Source organism: Sphingopyxis sp. CR5 (assembly GCF_059693785.1).
The window spans coordinates 1-14,117 of record NZ_JCATIE010000013.1 but is presented as its reverse complement, the minus strand read 5'-3'; the positions used below and the strand labels follow the sequence as shown (position 1 = coordinate 14,117).

Here is a 14,117-nt window from a genome sequence, read left to right as displayed (position 1 = left end):
GGGACGCGGACTGTCCCCTATCCGTCATCCCGGCGCAGGCCGGGATCTCAAGCTAGCGGATTTCGGCACCGGCGAGATCCCGGCCTTCGCCGGGATGACGATGAGGTAAAGGTCCACCTCCGGTCGCTTGCTGTCGTTGCAGCCGAAGTGGCAGCGAATGGCTGGCACGGGGTGGGGAGCGGACGATCCTCCCCGCTTGCGGGGAGGTGGCAGCGCGGAGCGCTGACGGAGGGGGCTGGCGTCCTTCCGCGGCGCGTCAGGCCAAAAGCCCCCTCCACCACCGCCTTCGGCGGCGGTCCCCCTCCCCGCAAGCGGGGAGGATTTCGATGTCCGCAAGCGGTCGCAAGCCGCCATCGTCTTCCCATATGCCAGCCCCGCCGACGTCGCAGCTAGCCGCCGCTCGCCGGGCCTTTGAGTTCGACGATATTGCCCTCGGGATCGCTGATGTAGATCGACGGCCCTTCACCCTCGGCGCCGTAGCGCTGGCCGGCTTGTTCGACCGCGACGTCGTGGTGCGCGAGGTGGGTGCGGATCGCGGGCTCGTCGAACGGTTCGATCGCGAGCGCGAAATGATCGACGTTGCGGCCTTCGCGTCCCGGCGGTGCGCCGCCCATCGCGCCGAGCTTTCCGTCGACGGGTACGATGTCGATCAGCGCGCTGCCGGCGCGGAGCTGGTGGAGGCCGATTTCGGGTTGCGCGCGCTCGTCGGTGCAGCCGAGCACCTGTTTGTAGAATTCCAGCATCCGGTCGAGGTCGACGACGCGCAGGACGATATGGTCGAGACCGCGCAGCGTGAAGGGCGGTGTCATGTCCCTGGTTCTCCTGTTTACCGCGAGCCGATGCCCGGCGCCGCGGGGTCCTTCCAGTCGACGCGGTAGAGGTCGAAGCGGCGGTCGCGCAGATTCTGCACCGCGCCGCTCTGGCGGCTGGTGAGGAGGTCGGCGAGGCTCAAATCGGCGATCGCGATCGTCTCGGTATTCGGGGCGGTGTCGGCGGCGACGCCGTCGCGCGCGAAGGCGAAGTCCGACGGGGTCAGGATCGCGCTTTCGGCATAGTGGATGTCCATATTCTCGACGTTCGGCAGATTGCCGACGACGCCCGAGGTGATGACATAGCATTGATTCTCGACCGCGCGCGCGTGGCAGCAATAGCGGACGCGGAGGTATCCGCGGCGCTCGTCGGTGCAAAAGGGGACGAAGAGCATCATCGCGCCCTGATTGACGAGGTGGCGCGCGAGTTCGGGAAATTCGCTGTCGTAACAGATCATCACTCCGATCGGGCCGCAGTCGGTGTTGATCGCGTCGGCGCCGTAGCCGCCCTTGATGTTCCACCAGCGGCGCTCGGACGGGGTCGGGTGCAGCTTTTCCTGCCGGTGCACCGATCCGTCGCGCAGGAAGACATAGGCGATGTTGCGGATGTCGCCGCCCTCGACCCGCGTCGGGTGCGACCCGCCGACGATGTTGATATTATAGCTGACCGCGAGCTTTTCCATGAACTCGATATAGCGATCGGTATAGTCGGCTATCTTCTGAATCGCCTTTTCCGGCGCCGGCTTGTCCTTTTCGATCGACAGCAGCTCAAGCGTGTAAAGTTCCGGAAAGACGACGAAATCGGCGGCGTAGTCGGCGGCGACGTCGACGAAATATTCGACCTGTTCCTCGAACTGCTCGATGCGGTCGATGCCGCGCATCTGGAACTGGACCGTCGCGACGCGCACCGACGCGGGCAAGCGGTCGGGCGCCGAGCCGCGCGCCTTGCCGGTCGCTTCCTCGCGCGGCGGGGCGAGCGGGTTTTCCCAGACCATCAGCACGGCGTGCCCGCCGCTTTCGCGGTCGCTGGGCAGATAATCGTGGAGGACGCCCTTGACCTGATAGCCCTGGTTGACCTGAAAATTGATGACCGGATCGCGAAACTGCTTGTCGAGCACGGCGTCGAGATAGGCTTCGGGTTCGGGGAATTTACGGCGGCGGCGCGCATAGCCGGGCATGCGGCCGCCGAAGGCGATCCCCTGTAGCTCGAGCGCCTGGCAGAGCTCCTGCCGCTTGCGATAGAAACGCTGGCCGATGCGCAGCCGCCGGTAATCGGGATCGACACACACCTCCATGCCATAGAGGATGTCGCCATCGGGGTCGTGGCTGGTGCCGAAGCCGCCGCCGCTGATCGCGGTCCAGCGATGATCCCGCATCGCGACGGATTCCGGAACGATCAGCGTCGCGCAAAAGCCGACGACCTGTCCTTCATATTCGGCGAGGAACTGGCCTTCGGGGAAATTGTTGATCTGGCCGCGAATCTGCGCCGCGGTATAGGCTTCGGCGCGGCCGTAGACCTTTGCGGTCAGGCGCGCGATCGCAGCGGCGTCGCGGGTTTCGGAATTGCGGATGACGAGCTTGGGGCGGGTGGAGTCCATGACGCCCGATATAGGGGCCGGGGCGCGTCCGTCCAATCGAATGCGGCAAGGGGGGGGCGGCCCGACAGCCGCCCCTCCCGTCCCGATGTCTCGAGATGCGATCAGCTTTCGATAAAGTCGAGGAGGTCGCCGTTGAACCGGTCCTGCTCGACCGCGGTGAGGCCGTGGCTGCCGCCTTCATAGACTTTCAGCACGGCGTTCTTGACGATCTTGACGGTCGCGTGGGCCGAGGCGCCGATCGGGACGATCTGGTCGTCGCCGCCGTGCAGGACGAGCGTCGGGACGTCGAACCTCTTGAGGTCCTCGCTGAAATCGCTCTCCGAAAAGGCGCGGATGCTGTCGAGTTCGCCCTTGAGGCCGCCCATCATGCCCTGGCGGACGAAATCGTCGCGCAGCGCCTCCGACACCGTCGCCCCGTCGCGGTTGAAGCCATAGAAGGGGATGGTGAGATCCTTGAAGAATTGGGCGCGGTTGTCGAAGGTGCCCTTGCGGATGTCGTCGAACACCTCGATCGGCAGGCCGCCGGGATTGGCTTCGGTCTTGAGCATCAGCGGCGGCACCGCGCCGATCAGCGCGGCTTTCGCGACGCGGCTCGTCCCGTGCCGGCCGATATAGCGGGTGACTTCGCCGCCCCCGGTCGAATGGCCGACGAGGATCGCGTCCTTGAGGTCCAGCTGCTCGATCAGTTCGGCGAGGTCATCGGCATATTGGTCCATGCTGTTGTTCTCCCAGACCTGATCCGAGCGGCCGTGGCTGCGGCGGTCGTGGGCAATGGTGCGAAAGCCTTTGCCGGCGAAAAAGACCATCTGCGGGTCCCAGGCGTCGGCGCTGAGCGGCCAGCCGTGCGAAAAGACGATCGGCTGTCCGTCCTTCGGACCCCAGTCCTTGTAGAAGATGCGGGTGCCGTCCTTGGTCGTGATCGTGGTCATGATGCGGTTCCTTTCGGTGCGGGCGGGCGGGGACGTCCGCCGATGGGATGGAGATAAGCGAGGCCGGGCTTGCGCGCGATTGGCGGAAACGACATTATGCGGGCCAAATACGACAAGGAGCGAGCATGGACCGCGACGATGACGGATCGAAGGCACCCGGCGCCGAAGTCGGCATCCTGCTCTATCCCGACTGCCAACTCGGTTCGGTGCACGGCCTGACCGAATTGTTCGCGACGGCGAGCCGATTTGCGCGGTACCACGGACGCACGCCGCTGCGGGTGAGCCACTGGCGGTTGTGCGCCGACGGCGCCTTCCAGCGCGTCTTCGACAGCCACGCCGAAAAAGACGCAGCAACCATGCCGGCGGTACTGATCGTTCCCGGCAGCCTCGATCATCCGCTGACCGCCGAAGAAGCCGCGCCCTATGCGCGCTGGCTGCTCGGCCACCATGCGCAAGGGGCGGTACTCGCGTCGAACTGCGCAGGGTCGTTCGCGCTCGCGGCGGCGGGCCTGCTCAGCGGCCGGCCGGCGACGACCCACTGGGCGTTCGAGGAGCAGTTTCGCGGCCGCTTTCCCGAGGTCGAGCTGGAAATTGACCGGATGGTGGTCGACGACGGCGATATCGTGACCGCGGGCGGGATGCTCGCGTGGACCGACCTGGGCCTGCGGATCGTCGAACGCTTGCTGGGGCCGACGGTGATGATCGAGACGAGCCGGTTCCTGCTGATCGAGCCCGGCGGGCGCGAGCAGCGCAACTATGCGAGCTTCGCGCCGAATATGACGCACGGCGACGCGCCGGTGCTCAGGGTCCAGCACTGGCTGCAGGCGCGCACCGGCGGGCATGTGTCGGTGCGCGACATGGCGGACGAAGCGGGGCTGGAGGAGCGCACCTTTCAGCGCCGCTTCAAGGCGGCGACGGGGATGACGCCGCTCGAATATTGGCAGCAGCTGCGGATCGGCAAGGCGCGCGAATTGCTGGAATTCACGCGCGAGGCGATCGACCGGATCGCCTGGCGGGTCGGCTATGAGGACGCCGCCGCCTTTCGCAAGCTGTTCCACCGCATCACCGGGCTGTCGCCGGGGGAATATCGCCAGCGCTTTGCAGCAAACGCGCGGGGGCGGGGAGGCTGAGGCTATTCCGCTTCGAGTGCCTTGCTCCATTCGGCGCGCGCCCATTGGCCGAGCGGCGCGATCAGATCGAACAGCGCGCGCCCGTGCGCGGTCACGCGATAGCATCCTGCGTCGCTTTCGATCAGCTTCGCCAGTTTGAGTTCCTTGATCCGCGTATTGAGGACGCCGGGCGAAATGCTCTCGCATTGCGCCTGCAGCGCATTGAAGGCGAGCGGCCCGCGTTCGGCAAGCACCCAGAGGATTCCGAGTGCCCAGCGGCGCCCCAGCAGGTCGAGGAGTGCCATCACCGGCGCACCCGAGCGCGACCCGCGTACCGGCCGCCCTGGGCGCGGAATTGCCATATCGTCGGTCATCGCCGTCCCTTTCTGCGCAGCCCGTCGCACGCCGATTGCCGGGCCAATGGATCGCTATTAAATTAATAGCGACTCGAGAGGAGCCCGTCACCATGTCGCAGATCATATTTTATTCGGGAACGCGCAATGCTTCGAGCTGGGCCATGCGCGCCTGGCTCGCGCTGCGCGCGGCCGAGGTCGAATTCGAAGAGGTGATCGTCGATATCCGCAGACCGCAGCGTTTTGCCGGGCTCGCGCAGGTGGGGCAATTCTCTCCTTCGGCGACGGTTCCCGCGCTGACGATCGACGGACGGGCGATCTTCGATTCGATCGCGATCATGGAATATGCGAACGACGTTGCGGGCGGCGCGCTGCTTCCGGCCGATCGGCTCGACCGGGCCGAGGCGCGATCGTGGATCGGATGGCAACATGCCGGCCTGTCGCGGATTTGCGGCCGGATTTCGTTCGAGAGCGCCTTCTATCCCTATAAGCGCACGCTGAGCGAGGCTGAGCAGGACGAGGCGGCGCGCTTGTTCGCGGCGCTGGAGCCGCTGCTCGGCCGGTCGGACGGGCCCTATGTGTTCGGCGCGGTTTCACTCGCCGATTTCATGCTCGCGCCGACCGTGATCCGGCTGGCGCGGCATCGCGCGGATTGCACCGCCTTCCCGCGAACCGCGGCGTGGCTGGCGGCCGTGATCGCGCACCCGCTCGTCGCCGAATGGCTCGCCGAGGCCGACGCCGCGCCGCATATCTGGTTCGACGATTATCTGCTTCCCGGCGAAGCGCCGGCGCTTTACGCCGACGCGGTCGAGGCGCGATAGGGCTGCGTGAATTTTTTTGGAAGGGCTGTCGATTTGGCGCGGGCCGGTTCGTCGTGTGGGTACGCGGCCGCTTTTGGCCCGCCAATGAGGAGATGACAGATGCGCGTAATGGTGTTCGTGAAAGCGACCGAAGACAGCGAACAGGGCATGACGCCCTCGCCCGAACTCGACAAGATGTTCCTCGACATGGGCAAGTTCAACGAGGAACTGGTCAATGCTGGCGTGATGGTCGCTGGCGACGGCCTGAAACCCTCTTCGGCCGGCAAGCGCGTCGCGTTCGACGGGGCGAGCCGGACGGTGATCGATGGTCCGTTCGCCGAGACGCGCGAACTGGTCGCCGGCTATTGGCTGTGGGACGTCAAGGATATGGACGAGGCGGTCGCCTGGGTGAAGCGGTGCCCCAATCCGATGTTCGGCCCCAGCGAGATCGAGATTCGCCCGCTCTACGAGATGGAGGATCTGGCCGAGGTCATCCCGGCCGAAGCGGCCGCGATCCACGACGGCGTCGGCGAGAAGCTGGCGAAGAGCTGACCCCTTGCCGGTCCCGCCATGCGCCTCTAACCCGGGCGCATGGCGGCCGACCCCACCCATAGGGCCATCGAGGCGACCTTTCGGATCGAACGGGCGCGGCTCATTGCGACACTGGCGAGGATGACGCGCGACGTCGATCGCGCCGAAGAGCTGGCGCAGGACGCGCTGATGCTCGCGCTTGGCGAATGGCCGAAGGCGGGGGTGCCCGCCAATCCGGGCGCCTGGCTGACCGCGGCGGCGAAGCGGCGCGCGATCGACGGCTTTCGCCGCAGCGCGATGCAGGAGCGCAAACATGCCGAGATGGCCCGCGAGGCGGACTGCGAGCGCGACATGAGCATCGAGGAACTCGAAGCGCGGCTCGACGACGATGTGGGCGACGAACTGCTGGGGCTGATCTTTGCAGCATGCCATCCGGTGCTGTCGCCCGAGGCGCGTGCAGCACTGACCCTGCGGCTCGTCGGCGGGCTGACGACGCCGGAGATCGCGCGCGCCTTCCTGTCGAACGAGGCGGCGATCGCGGCGCGGATCACGCGGGCCAAGAAGGCGATTGCGAAGGCGGGGGTGGCGTTCGAAGTGCCGCGCGGCCGCGAACGCGCGCCGCGGCTCGCGTCGGTGCTCGAGGTCGTCTATCTGATTTTCAACGAAGGCTATGCGGCGACAAGCGGGCCCGACCTGGTGCGCCCGCCGCTTTGCGCCGAGGCGCGTCGGCTCGGGCGCATCCTCGCGGGGCTGATGCCGGAAGAGCCGGAGGTGCTGGGGCTGCTCGCGCTGATGGAGATTCAGGCGTCGCGGCTTGCGGCGCGTGCCGGTCCCGGCGGCGCCTTCGTGCCGCTGCCCGAACAGGACCGGGCGCGCTGGGACCAGCTGCTCATCCGGCGCGGTCTGACGGCGCTGGAGCGGGTCGAGGCGCTGGGCGCCGCCGACGGGCCCTATGCGCTGCAGGCGGCACTCGCGGCATGCCATGCGCGGGCCAGGCGGGCCGAGGATACCGATTGGGAACGGATCGCGGCGCTGTACGACCGGCTGGGGCGGGTGATGCCGTCGCCGGTAGTCGAACTGAACCGGGCGGTCGCGTACAGCATGGCGTTCGGTCCCGAGGCGGGGCTGGCGCTGGTAGACGCGATCGCCGACGAGGCCCTCCTTCGACACTATGCCCCGCTTCCGGCCGCTCGCGGCGATTTCCTGCTCCGCGCCGGGCGCCGCGACGAAGCGAAAGCGTCGTTCGAGGCCGCGGCGGCGCTGACCGCGAACGAGCGCGAGCGCGATTACCTGCTGGACCGTGCGGCGGCCTGTGGCGGTGAGGCGGAATGCCGCTGAAGGTCGAGACGATCGGCGCGGAGGCGCAGCCGCTGTGCGTCCTCGACGATTTCGCGCCGCGCCCCGATGCGCTGCGCGACGCCGCGGCGGTGGCGGATTTCGAGCCGGCGCCGCACCATTATCCCGGCATTCGTGCCGCGTTGCCGCGATCCTATCTCGATGATCAGCTACCGATCATTGCCGCGGCGGTGCGGGCGGTTTTCGGGGGGAGCGGCGCGGTGCGCCTGATCGACGCGAGCTTTTCGATCGTCACCACGCCGCCCGACGCGCTGAACAAGGCGCAGCGGCTGCCGCATTGCGATGCCTTCACCCCCGATCGCATCGCGCTGGTGCATTATCTGTCGCCGGGCGGCGGTGACGGCACGGCCTTTTTCCGGCACCGGGCGACCGATTTCGAGACGGTGACCGAGGCGCGGCGCGCCGCCTATTTAGCGGCGCTCGACGCCGAGCCGGAGCCCGATGCGGCCTATATCGCCGCCGATACCGAGGCGTTCGAAGTCGTGCACAGCGTCGAAGCGCGCTACAACCGGGCGTTGCTCTATCGAAGCTGGAACCTGCATAGCGGGGCGATTGCGCCCGGTGCCCGGCTCTCCGCCGACCCACTCGCCGGGCGACTGACCATCACCGCCTTTCTGTCGATGCGCTGAGCCAGCCTTTCCCTTTATCGCATTTCGTGCCAGCTTGGCGTCAGGGTCGGCGATAGCGAGGGAGTCGGCGATGCGGATTGCGGGGATTTTCGGAGCGGTTGCGGCGAGTGCCCTCGTCCCGGCTGCGGTGCTGGCGGTTCCGATGACGAGCCTGAAAGGGGTGGGGCTGGAGGCCGATTACGGCACCTATGCCCCGGGCGGCGATTGCAGCCGCGAACCGCGGATCACGATCGGCGACGCCGGCTTTGCTTTTACCGCCAACGGCCGAACCGTGGCGGGCAAGCCGGCCGAGATGGCATCCAATTTTTTCGGCAACAGTTATCAGGGAATCAGCCGGGTCTATTTCCCCTTTATCAAGTCGGCGGACGATTACGGGATGGTCCAGTTGACCATCAGCCCCGACGAGAAGCGCGGGACGCTGCTCGTCGAGGCCTATGTGCCCAAGGGCCAGCGGATCGACCCGTTCGAAGGCGCGTTCGTGCGGGCGGCGCCCTATATCCGGTGCAAAGGCACCGAGGTTGCGGTGCCCGCCGCGCCGCCCCCGGCCCCGGAGACGCCCGCCGTTCCGCTCGACTGGAACAATCTTGCGACACTCGAAGGCGAGTATCAGGGCGGCTTCGACGCGTTCGGCGCCGGGCCGGTCGCCGCGACGCTGCGCAGCCTGATGGGGCCGAAGCTGGGCACGCTGGAGGCCAATCTTCAGGTCGCCGGGCCGCTGAACCGTGAGGGCGGCATCTATTATTTTTCCGGAAACGCCCCGCACCGGGGCGGCGAGGATCAGGCCTATGTGCTGATCGACCCGCGGCGGCGCGCGGTACAGGTCGGGCTGTGGGACCGCGGCAGCCTGAAAGTCTATCTGGCGGGCAGCAAGACGCGCCTGCCGCTGCCCCGCGACATCGCGGCGATGATGGCGAACAGCCCACCCGAGGGGGCGGTCGCCGCGCCGGGTAAGCCGTGGGAGGTCGTCCCCGCCGAGGGTCGGGCCCCGCTCGCCTATGTCGACGCCGCCGCCTCGCCGCGCATCCGGTCCTTCAGCATCTTTTGCGACGCCGGACGGCCCGCGATCGCGATGCTGACGGTCAAGCCGATCACCGAGCGGCCGGTGACGCTGACCTGGAATTTCAACGGTCGCACCACGAATCTGGCGATGATCCAGAGCAACCGCGAGGCGACGTTCTGGCAGAGCGGACTGTCGGGGTCGCCGTTGATTTCGCAGATTGAGCAGGGGCGCGATCCCGCCTATCTGCGCATCAACGGCGTGCTGGAAGGGCAGGCGTCGTTGACCGGGGCGAGCGCCGCGCTGCGCGTCGCGTTGAAGGGCTGCGGCCGCTAGACCCCCGGAACGGCTCCACCCGTCGCGGGCGATGCACGGCCCGGCAGCGGGGGATTGGAAAGCGCCGCCGCGCTGTGAGACGGGGCGGGTTTCCATCCCGTTCCCGCAGGAGATTTCCATGCCAAAGCCGCTCGGCTTGCTCGCTTCGCTGTGCCTCGCCGCCGCCGGTACCCTTGCCGCCGCCCCCGCTGCGCTGGCGCAGGATGCCGCCGCACCGACGCTGACCCCCGGCGCGAAAGTCTATGACAATGCCGGCGAAGAGATCGGCACGATCGCCAAGGTGGCGGGCGACAAGGTCGCGGTATCGATCGACGGCAACGGGCTGGTGGTGCCCAAGGATGCGTTCGCGCAGGGCGACAAGGGCCCGGCGCTGAAAGCGCCGAAGGCGAAGATCCTGACGGTGCTGCACGAGGCGGAAAAGGATGCCGCGGCGGTCGAAGGCGCGCTGAAACCCGGCGTCGAGGTGCGCAGCGCCGACGGCAAGGACGTGCTCGCGACGGTCAAGGAGGTGCGGCCGCAGGGCGCGCTGCTCGCGACCGAGGCGGGCATCATCACGATGCCGCGCGCCGCCTTTTTCGTGTCGGACAAGGGGCTGGCGATGAAGGTCACCAAGCAGCAGTTCGCCGAAGGGATCAAGGCGGCGAAGGCGCAGCAGAAAAAGGGGAGCTGACCCGCCGCGTTGCCGCCTGTTAACGCCGCGGGGTGCAGGGTTGTCCCGGTCCCGGCGGACCGGCGATTCGAGGGAGAAGGACGATGCGGCATGGCGGACACATGATCCTGTTGGCGGCGGTGCTGGCGGCTGGCCTGGTGGCCCCCGCAGCGGCCGAAACGCCCTATGAACGCGCCCAGCGCAACTATGCCGCGCTGATGCGCGGCGAAAAATCGGTGCGCGACCTGAGCCCCGCCGAGCGCCGCGAACTCGCCGCGCTGGAAATCCTGTCGCGGCGGCGCGCGGCCCCCGAACCGGGCACCGCGCGCCAGCGCTGCATCGACGAAGAGGTCGAGCGGGCGGGCGGCGATCCCAGCGACCTGGAAATGCGCGTCATCGACCTGAAGTGCAGCCAGCGTTGAGGGGCTGGACGAAATAGGCGTCCATGCCGCGCCGGGTGCGATAGGCCTCGATGCGGTCGGCGCAGCGGCGCGAGAGCGTCGGGTCGCGCGGTTCGAGCCCGCGGCGCCGCGCGCGCGCGGCCTTCATCAACGCGATCTGGTGGTCGCGGAAGAGCTGGTTCATGTCCATCGCTGGTGTCTCCTTTCGAGCCGATCGGCCCGGTTGGTGGCGCTTGCAGGCGAGGGGCAGAGCGTCAGCCTTTTTCCCTTTCGGCGCGGGCGGTCTCGGCACGGATGACCTTGTCGGCCATCGCGCGCCACGCCGCCGCCGCACGCAAATTGCGGTCGCGCACCTGTTCCAGCGGGCTCTTCGCCGCCTCGGCCTGGCAATGCTCGGCCTGGGTCAGATAGAAGTCGCTGGTGGCGGACACGCTGCTGCTCCCCGTTCGATCAGTCGACCATGTCGGCGATGAGCCGCTTGAGTTCGCGGCGCGACAGCGTCGGCGAGCGGCGCCGCGGCGCGGCAGGCGCGATCGCCTTGCCGGCCAGCGACAGCGCCGCGAGGCGCGGGAAAATCGGGGTATGTGCAATTGTCGTAGTCATCATCTTTATCTTTTTGTCTTTGCTTGTTTTTATAAATCGGGCGGCGATCATCGCCGCCGCGGTTGCCCGTTGACGGGCGCGTTGCCGCGTTCGCGATAGACGACGCGGCCCTTGGTCAGGTCATAGGGCGTCATTTCGACGCGAACCGCGTCGCCGACGACCGACCGGATGCGAAAGCGTCGCATCCGGCCGGCGGTATAGGCGATGATGCGGTGACCATTTTCGAGCACGACGCCGAAACGGGCGTCGGGCAGGATTTCATCGATCACACCATCGAGGGTGAGAATATCTTCCTTGGCCAAATATCAGGCCGACTGGAGATTGACCGCGGACGTCTTGCCGCGCTGGTCGGTCTCCAGATCATAGCTGATCCGCTGGTCCTTGTTCAGCGTCGCCATTCCGGAGCGCTCGACCGCGGTGATGTGGACGAACGCGTCGCCCGAGCCATCTTCATTCGAGATGAAGCCATAGCCCTTGTCGGTGTTGAAGAATTTTACGGTGCCGGTCGGCATGGGGGTGTTTCCTTTCACGAAAACGAAATTCCATCGGCAAAAGCACCGACGGAGCTGGTAGCGTGTGAAGGGAAGTATCCGCCACGGAGGCATCTATTTTCCGTCGCAGGCGACGTTAGCGCAGACTATATGGAATATTTTCGGGCAAAAGTCAATCATTGCGGGGGTTTCCGAGTAATTGGAGCGGTGTAGGGCATAGTATTTCCGGTGATTTTACCGCGTCGCGGTCAATTATTGGGCGGCGGCGAGCGGATGCAGATCGCGGGGTCGAGCAGCCTATTGGCAAGCCGCGCCCGCGCGATCATCACCGCCGCCGCGCAGCCGATCCGAAACGCCGCCCCCTCGGGTCGCTGCTTCAACTGATAGACGGCGGACGGCGACATGCCGACCTTCGCCGCCGAAATCTTCACCGACTAGTTGGTAGCGAACGCCTCCAGAAATTCGCGCTGGAGATGGGGTGTCCAGTGGCAGCTGGCGGGGACGGGGAAATGCGCGGGATCGTAACGGGAGTCGTCCATCGATTCGTCCTTTCAGCTGGATGAAACCGATACAATGAACCATATGGGTTAATTGTAGGAAAGGGTCTTATGCTGAAGCGCGGCCAATATTGAACTGAGATGCCTATCAACTTGACAATCGAAATGTCAAGTATATGGTCAAGCATCTCCTCAAGGGGAATGCCATGTCAAATGTTGTTCAGCTTCCTAGGCCGATCCGGCTTCGCCCGTCGCCAGCACGGTTGGGTCATTATCTTCGTGTCGGTAGGAACGACCACGTGGTGGTCGCTGATTTGCTTGCTAGTGGTGAGCGGTCTTACCTAGGTGTGGTAATCGACGCGCAACATGCGCATCGGCACAGGGAATTAATCGCCACAGCAGGGCAGCGAGGGTTAGATGTAATTCTGGATACCAAATCGCAGCCTGCCGCTTTCGTTGGAGGGTTCAGTCGCGGCCTAGGGGATTTGCCTTGGGGGCTTGGTAGGCAAGCCGTTCTTGCGGATTATTCAGGCCAAGAAGGGATGCGTCGCGCGGATGAGATAGCTCAGTTCGTTGATGAGCATCGGCTTTCGGCCGTTATCGCTCCGACGCATCTTATTTCGAGTATCAACGATCCATGGTTTGATACCGATCGTCGTGTGGCTACTCGGCTGCGGGAACTGCTCCCTGGCGGGACGGCGTTGATATATTCTTTGGCTATTCCGATGCAGCTATTGCGGAATGCTCCCGAACGCGATGCTTTGATCGCTGGTCTCCGTGATGTTGAAATGGACGCTCTTTGGTTGAAGATTGAGAACTTTGGAGCGGATGCAACTGGCGAAAAAGTTAGAGCTTATATTGAAGCTGCCGAATCGTTTCACCAAATTGGCGCTCCTTTGATTGCTGACCATGCAGCAGGCATGCCTTCACTCGCGACGCTCGCGTTTGGGGCAGTTGGGGGCATCGCTCACGGCGTCATGATGTTTGAAGGCTTTAAAGCTTCGAGCTGGCGTAATCCTCGGAGAGGAAGTCCCCGTCTTCTAGCGCCGCGTGTATATTTGCAGGGCTTGGACATGCTCGTAAGTCGCGAACAGGCGTCTGCCTTTTTGGATCACTCCACTCGCGTTCGAGGGCAGCATGCTTGCAGGGATCCGCGTTGCTGCCCTCGGGGACATCGCGACATGATCGAGCATCCGGCGAGGCATTATTGCTACACACATGCGCGGCAGGTAGAGGCGCTGAGTGCCATCCCGGCCGCCCGAAGAATCAGTGAATTTATGGATACATTGGTTCGTCCGCAGTCTGATGCGCTTGCGGCCGCCGCATCGCTCAGACTTGGGGACGAGAAACTCGTCGAGACCCTGCAAAAGAGGCACAGGAACATGGGGCGTATGCGTGGCGTTCTCGCTCATATGGCAGAGACATATGAACCGACGTCAATTGCGCAAAGCCCATTGTCTCGTGAGCAACGGGAAGAAGAATGAGCAAGGGATTAGAATGCGGGGAAGATTTGAAAAGTAGGAATAGGTTATGACAGCCGTTGCAAGAAAGCTAGATTCTCTTCGAGAGAAAGGTGGCATGCGACATGTAGATGTCGCAAATTTACTTGGAACGCGCCCGGAAACGGTTTCGCGCTGGAACCAAGGGAAAGCGTATCCGCATGCCGGCACGGAGAAGGAGCTTCTTGAGTTAGAATATATCGTAGATCAGCTAAGCGATTTTTATGAGCCTAGCGAAGCTCGGCAGTTTATATTCTCACGTCAGCGTTTACTCGGTGGAATTTCGCCCGCAGAACTTATAAAGAACGGAAAGATTGATGATGTAATCTCTCTCGTCGGTCAGATGCGAGATGGAGTATATTTCTAAAGTGCATTCTCTTCCGCATGATCCAGACCTTGTCGACAAACTAGGCTTCGTGGACAAAGCTTGACTGTGGACTCGGACCTTGATTCAAGGCTGGCTTTTGGAGGCTGCCTTGGGCGAGCGGATTGGCGTTACAGACGAAGAATGGGAAGTGATCGGGCCGCTA

At 65.0% G+C, this 14,117-nt stretch carries 19 protein-coding genes and 1 pseudogene; 10 read left to right on the top strand and 10 right to left on the bottom strand.

What is annotated here, in order from left to right:
• Positions 1 to 389: 389 nt before the first annotated feature.
• The 3 genes from AC58D2_RS17670 to AC58D2_RS17660 all read right to left on the bottom strand — a co-directional run bounded on the left by AC58D2_RS17670 (position 390) and on the right by AC58D2_RS17660 (position 3,336).
• Complete coding sequence (locus AC58D2_RS17670) at positions 390 to 809, bottom strand: VOC family protein (RefSeq protein WP_497392400.1); 420 nt, start codon at positions 807 to 809, stop codon at positions 390 to 392.
• Positions 810 to 826: 17 nt separating this feature from the next.
• Positions 827 to 2,407, bottom strand: a complete 1,581-nt coding sequence (locus AC58D2_RS17665; protein WP_497392399.1) for a GNAT family N-acetyltransferase — start codon at positions 2,405 to 2,407, stop codon at positions 827 to 829.
• Positions 2,408 to 2,508: 101 nt separating this feature from the next.
• Positions 2,509 to 3,336 (bottom strand): alpha/beta fold hydrolase, encoded by an 828-nt coding sequence (locus tag AC58D2_RS17660; protein WP_497392398.1) that lies wholly within the window; start codon positions 3,334 to 3,336, stop codon positions 2,509 to 2,511.
• A gap of 125 nt (positions 3,337 to 3,461) precedes the next feature.
• Here AC58D2_RS17660 and AC58D2_RS17655 point away from each other — a divergent pair, with 125 nt between their 5' ends.
• On the top strand, positions 3,462 to 4,466 hold the full coding sequence (locus AC58D2_RS17655) for a GlxA family transcriptional regulator (protein ID WP_497392397.1): 1,005 nt from the start codon (positions 3,462 to 3,464) through the stop codon (positions 4,464 to 4,466).
• A 2-nt stretch (positions 4,467 to 4,468) separates the two neighbouring features.
• On the opposite strand, the gene AC58D2_RS17650 is transcribed toward AC58D2_RS17655, so the two are convergent.
• Positions 4,469 to 4,819 (bottom strand): winged helix-turn-helix transcriptional regulator, encoded by a 351-nt coding sequence (locus AC58D2_RS17650; protein ID WP_497392396.1) that lies wholly within the window; start codon positions 4,817 to 4,819, stop codon positions 4,469 to 4,471.
• Between the two features lie 92 nt (positions 4,820 to 4,911).
• Between AC58D2_RS17650 and AC58D2_RS17645 the strand changes: the two genes are divergently transcribed.
• From AC58D2_RS17645 to AC58D2_RS17615, 7 genes and pseudogenes are all read left to right on the top strand, one after another.
• Positions 4,912 to 5,619 carry a glutathione S-transferase family protein gene (locus AC58D2_RS17645; RefSeq protein WP_497392395.1) on the top strand — a complete coding sequence of 236 codons (708 nt, stop codon included), beginning with the start codon at positions 4,912 to 4,914 and terminating at the stop codon, positions 5,617 to 5,619.
• Between the two features lie 99 nt (positions 5,620 to 5,718).
• Positions 5,719 to 6,081, top strand: a pseudogene (locus AC58D2_RS17640) (YciI family protein); the annotation flags it as partial.
• A gap of 108 nt (positions 6,082 to 6,189) precedes the next feature.
• Entirely contained in the window at positions 6,190 to 7,467 is a 1,278-nt protein-coding gene (locus AC58D2_RS17635) for an RNA polymerase sigma factor (RefSeq protein WP_497392394.1), read from the top strand.
• Positions 7,458 to 8,114, top strand: coding sequence for a DUF6445 family protein (locus AC58D2_RS17630; protein WP_497392393.1), 657 nt, complete (start codon positions 7,458 to 7,460; stop codon positions 8,112 to 8,114). The genes AC58D2_RS17635 and AC58D2_RS17630 overlap by 10 nt, the downstream gene beginning before the upstream one ends.
• A 70-nt stretch (positions 8,115 to 8,184) precedes the next feature.
• On the top strand, positions 8,185 to 9,447 hold the full coding sequence (locus AC58D2_RS17625; RefSeq protein ID WP_497392392.1) for an Ivy family c-type lysozyme inhibitor: 1,263 nt from the start codon (positions 8,185 to 8,187) through the stop codon (positions 9,445 to 9,447).
• Positions 9,448 to 9,565: 118 nt separating this feature from the next.
• Positions 9,566 to 10,117 carry a hypothetical protein gene (locus AC58D2_RS17620; protein WP_497392391.1) on the top strand — a complete coding sequence of 184 codons (552 nt, stop codon included), beginning with the start codon at positions 9,566 to 9,568 and terminating at the stop codon, positions 10,115 to 10,117.
• Between the two features lie 83 nt (positions 10,118 to 10,200).
• On the top strand, positions 10,201 to 10,518 hold the full coding sequence (locus tag AC58D2_RS17615; protein WP_497392390.1) for a hypothetical protein: 318 nt from the start codon (positions 10,201 to 10,203) through the stop codon (positions 10,516 to 10,518).
• Here the strand turns inward: AC58D2_RS17615 and AC58D2_RS17610 are convergent.
• From AC58D2_RS17610 to AC58D2_RS17585, 6 genes are all read right to left on the bottom strand, one after another.
• Positions 10,490 to 10,687 (bottom strand): hypothetical protein, encoded by a 198-nt coding sequence (locus tag AC58D2_RS17610; RefSeq protein WP_497392389.1) that lies wholly within the window; start codon positions 10,685 to 10,687, stop codon positions 10,490 to 10,492. The two genes, AC58D2_RS17615 and AC58D2_RS17610, sit on opposite strands and share 29 nt — an antisense overlap.
• Before the next feature lie 64 nt (positions 10,688 to 10,751).
• Positions 10,752 to 10,928, bottom strand: a complete 177-nt coding sequence (locus AC58D2_RS17605; protein ID WP_497392388.1) for a hypothetical protein — start codon at positions 10,926 to 10,928, stop codon at positions 10,752 to 10,754.
• A 19-nt stretch (positions 10,929 to 10,947) separates the two neighbouring features.
• Positions 10,948 to 11,100 carry a hypothetical protein gene (locus AC58D2_RS17600; RefSeq protein WP_497392387.1) on the bottom strand — a complete coding sequence of 51 codons (153 nt, stop codon included), beginning with the start codon at positions 11,098 to 11,100 and terminating at the stop codon, positions 10,948 to 10,950.
• A 47-nt stretch (positions 11,101 to 11,147) separates the two neighbouring features.
• Positions 11,148 to 11,402, bottom strand: coding sequence for a translation initiation factor IF-1 (gene infA, locus AC58D2_RS17595; RefSeq protein WP_497392386.1), 255 nt, complete (start codon positions 11,400 to 11,402; stop codon positions 11,148 to 11,150).
• Between the two features lie 3 nt (positions 11,403 to 11,405).
• Positions 11,406 to 11,612, bottom strand: a complete 207-nt coding sequence (locus AC58D2_RS17590) for a cold-shock protein (RefSeq protein ID WP_497392385.1) — start codon at positions 11,610 to 11,612, stop codon at positions 11,406 to 11,408.
• A gap of 227 nt (positions 11,613 to 11,839) precedes the next feature.
• Positions 11,840 to 12,022, bottom strand: coding sequence for a hypothetical protein (locus AC58D2_RS17585; protein ID WP_497392384.1), 183 nt, complete (start codon positions 12,020 to 12,022; stop codon positions 11,840 to 11,842).
• A gap of 242 nt (positions 12,023 to 12,264) precedes the next feature.
• On the opposite strand from AC58D2_RS17585, the gene AC58D2_RS17580 reads away from it, so the two are divergent.
• Together AC58D2_RS17580 and AC58D2_RS17575 are read left to right on the top strand one after the other, a co-directional pair.
• Positions 12,265 to 13,572 (top strand): hypothetical protein, encoded by a 1,308-nt coding sequence (locus AC58D2_RS17580; protein ID WP_497392383.1) that lies wholly within the window; start codon positions 12,265 to 12,267, stop codon positions 13,570 to 13,572.
• Positions 13,573 to 13,618: 46 nt separating this feature from the next.
• Positions 13,619 to 13,954, top strand: coding sequence for a helix-turn-helix domain-containing protein (locus AC58D2_RS17575; RefSeq protein ID WP_497392382.1), 336 nt, complete (start codon positions 13,619 to 13,621; stop codon positions 13,952 to 13,954).
• Positions 13,955 to 14,117 lie beyond the last annotated feature (163 nt).

Excerpts from the sequence above, each read along its gene's own strand:
- AC58D2_RS17670 (WP_497392400.1), bottom strand. The coding sequence starts at position 809 with ATGACACCGCCCTTCACGCTGCGCGGTCTCGACCATATCGTCCTGCGC.
- AC58D2_RS17665 (WP_497392399.1), bottom strand. The coding sequence starts at position 2,407 with ATGGACTCCACCCGCCCCAAGCTCGTCATCCGCAATTCCGAAACCCGC.
- AC58D2_RS17660 (WP_497392398.1), bottom strand. The coding sequence starts at position 3,336 with ATGACCACGATCACGACCAAGGACGGCACCCGCATCTTCTACAAGGAC.
- AC58D2_RS17655 (WP_497392397.1), top strand. The coding sequence starts at position 3,462 with ATGGACCGCGACGATGACGGATCGAAGGCACCCGGCGCCGAAGTCGGC.
- AC58D2_RS17650 (WP_497392396.1), bottom strand. The coding sequence starts at position 4,819 with ATGACCGACGATATGGCAATTCCGCGCCCAGGGCGGCCGGTACGCGGG.
- AC58D2_RS17645 (WP_497392395.1), top strand. The coding sequence starts at position 4,912 with ATGTCGCAGATCATATTTTATTCGGGAACGCGCAATGCTTCGAGCTGG.
- AC58D2_RS17635 (WP_497392394.1), top strand. The coding sequence starts at position 6,190 with ATGGCGGCCGACCCCACCCATAGGGCCATCGAGGCGACCTTTCGGATC.
- AC58D2_RS17630 (WP_497392393.1), top strand. The coding sequence starts at position 7,458 with ATGCCGCTGAAGGTCGAGACGATCGGCGCGGAGGCGCAGCCGCTGTGC.
- AC58D2_RS17625 (WP_497392392.1), top strand. The coding sequence starts at position 8,185 with ATGCGGATTGCGGGGATTTTCGGAGCGGTTGCGGCGAGTGCCCTCGTC.
- AC58D2_RS17620 (WP_497392391.1), top strand. The coding sequence starts at position 9,566 with ATGCCAAAGCCGCTCGGCTTGCTCGCTTCGCTGTGCCTCGCCGCCGCC.
- AC58D2_RS17615 (WP_497392390.1), top strand. The coding sequence starts at position 10,201 with ATGCGGCATGGCGGACACATGATCCTGTTGGCGGCGGTGCTGGCGGCT.
- AC58D2_RS17610 (WP_497392389.1), bottom strand. The coding sequence starts at position 10,687 with ATGGACATGAACCAGCTCTTCCGCGACCACCAGATCGCGTTGATGAAG.
- AC58D2_RS17600 (WP_497392387.1), bottom strand. The coding sequence starts at position 11,100 with ATGACTACGACAATTGCACATACCCCGATTTTCCCGCGCCTCGCGGCG.
- AC58D2_RS17590 (WP_497392385.1), bottom strand. The coding sequence starts at position 11,612 with ATGCCGACCGGCACCGTAAAATTCTTCAACACCGACAAGGGCTATGGC.
- AC58D2_RS17580 (WP_497392383.1), top strand. The coding sequence starts at position 12,265 with ATGGTCAAGCATCTCCTCAAGGGGAATGCCATGTCAAATGTTGTTCAG.
- AC58D2_RS17575 (WP_497392382.1), top strand. The coding sequence starts at position 13,619 with ATGACAGCCGTTGCAAGAAAGCTAGATTCTCTTCGAGAGAAAGGTGGC.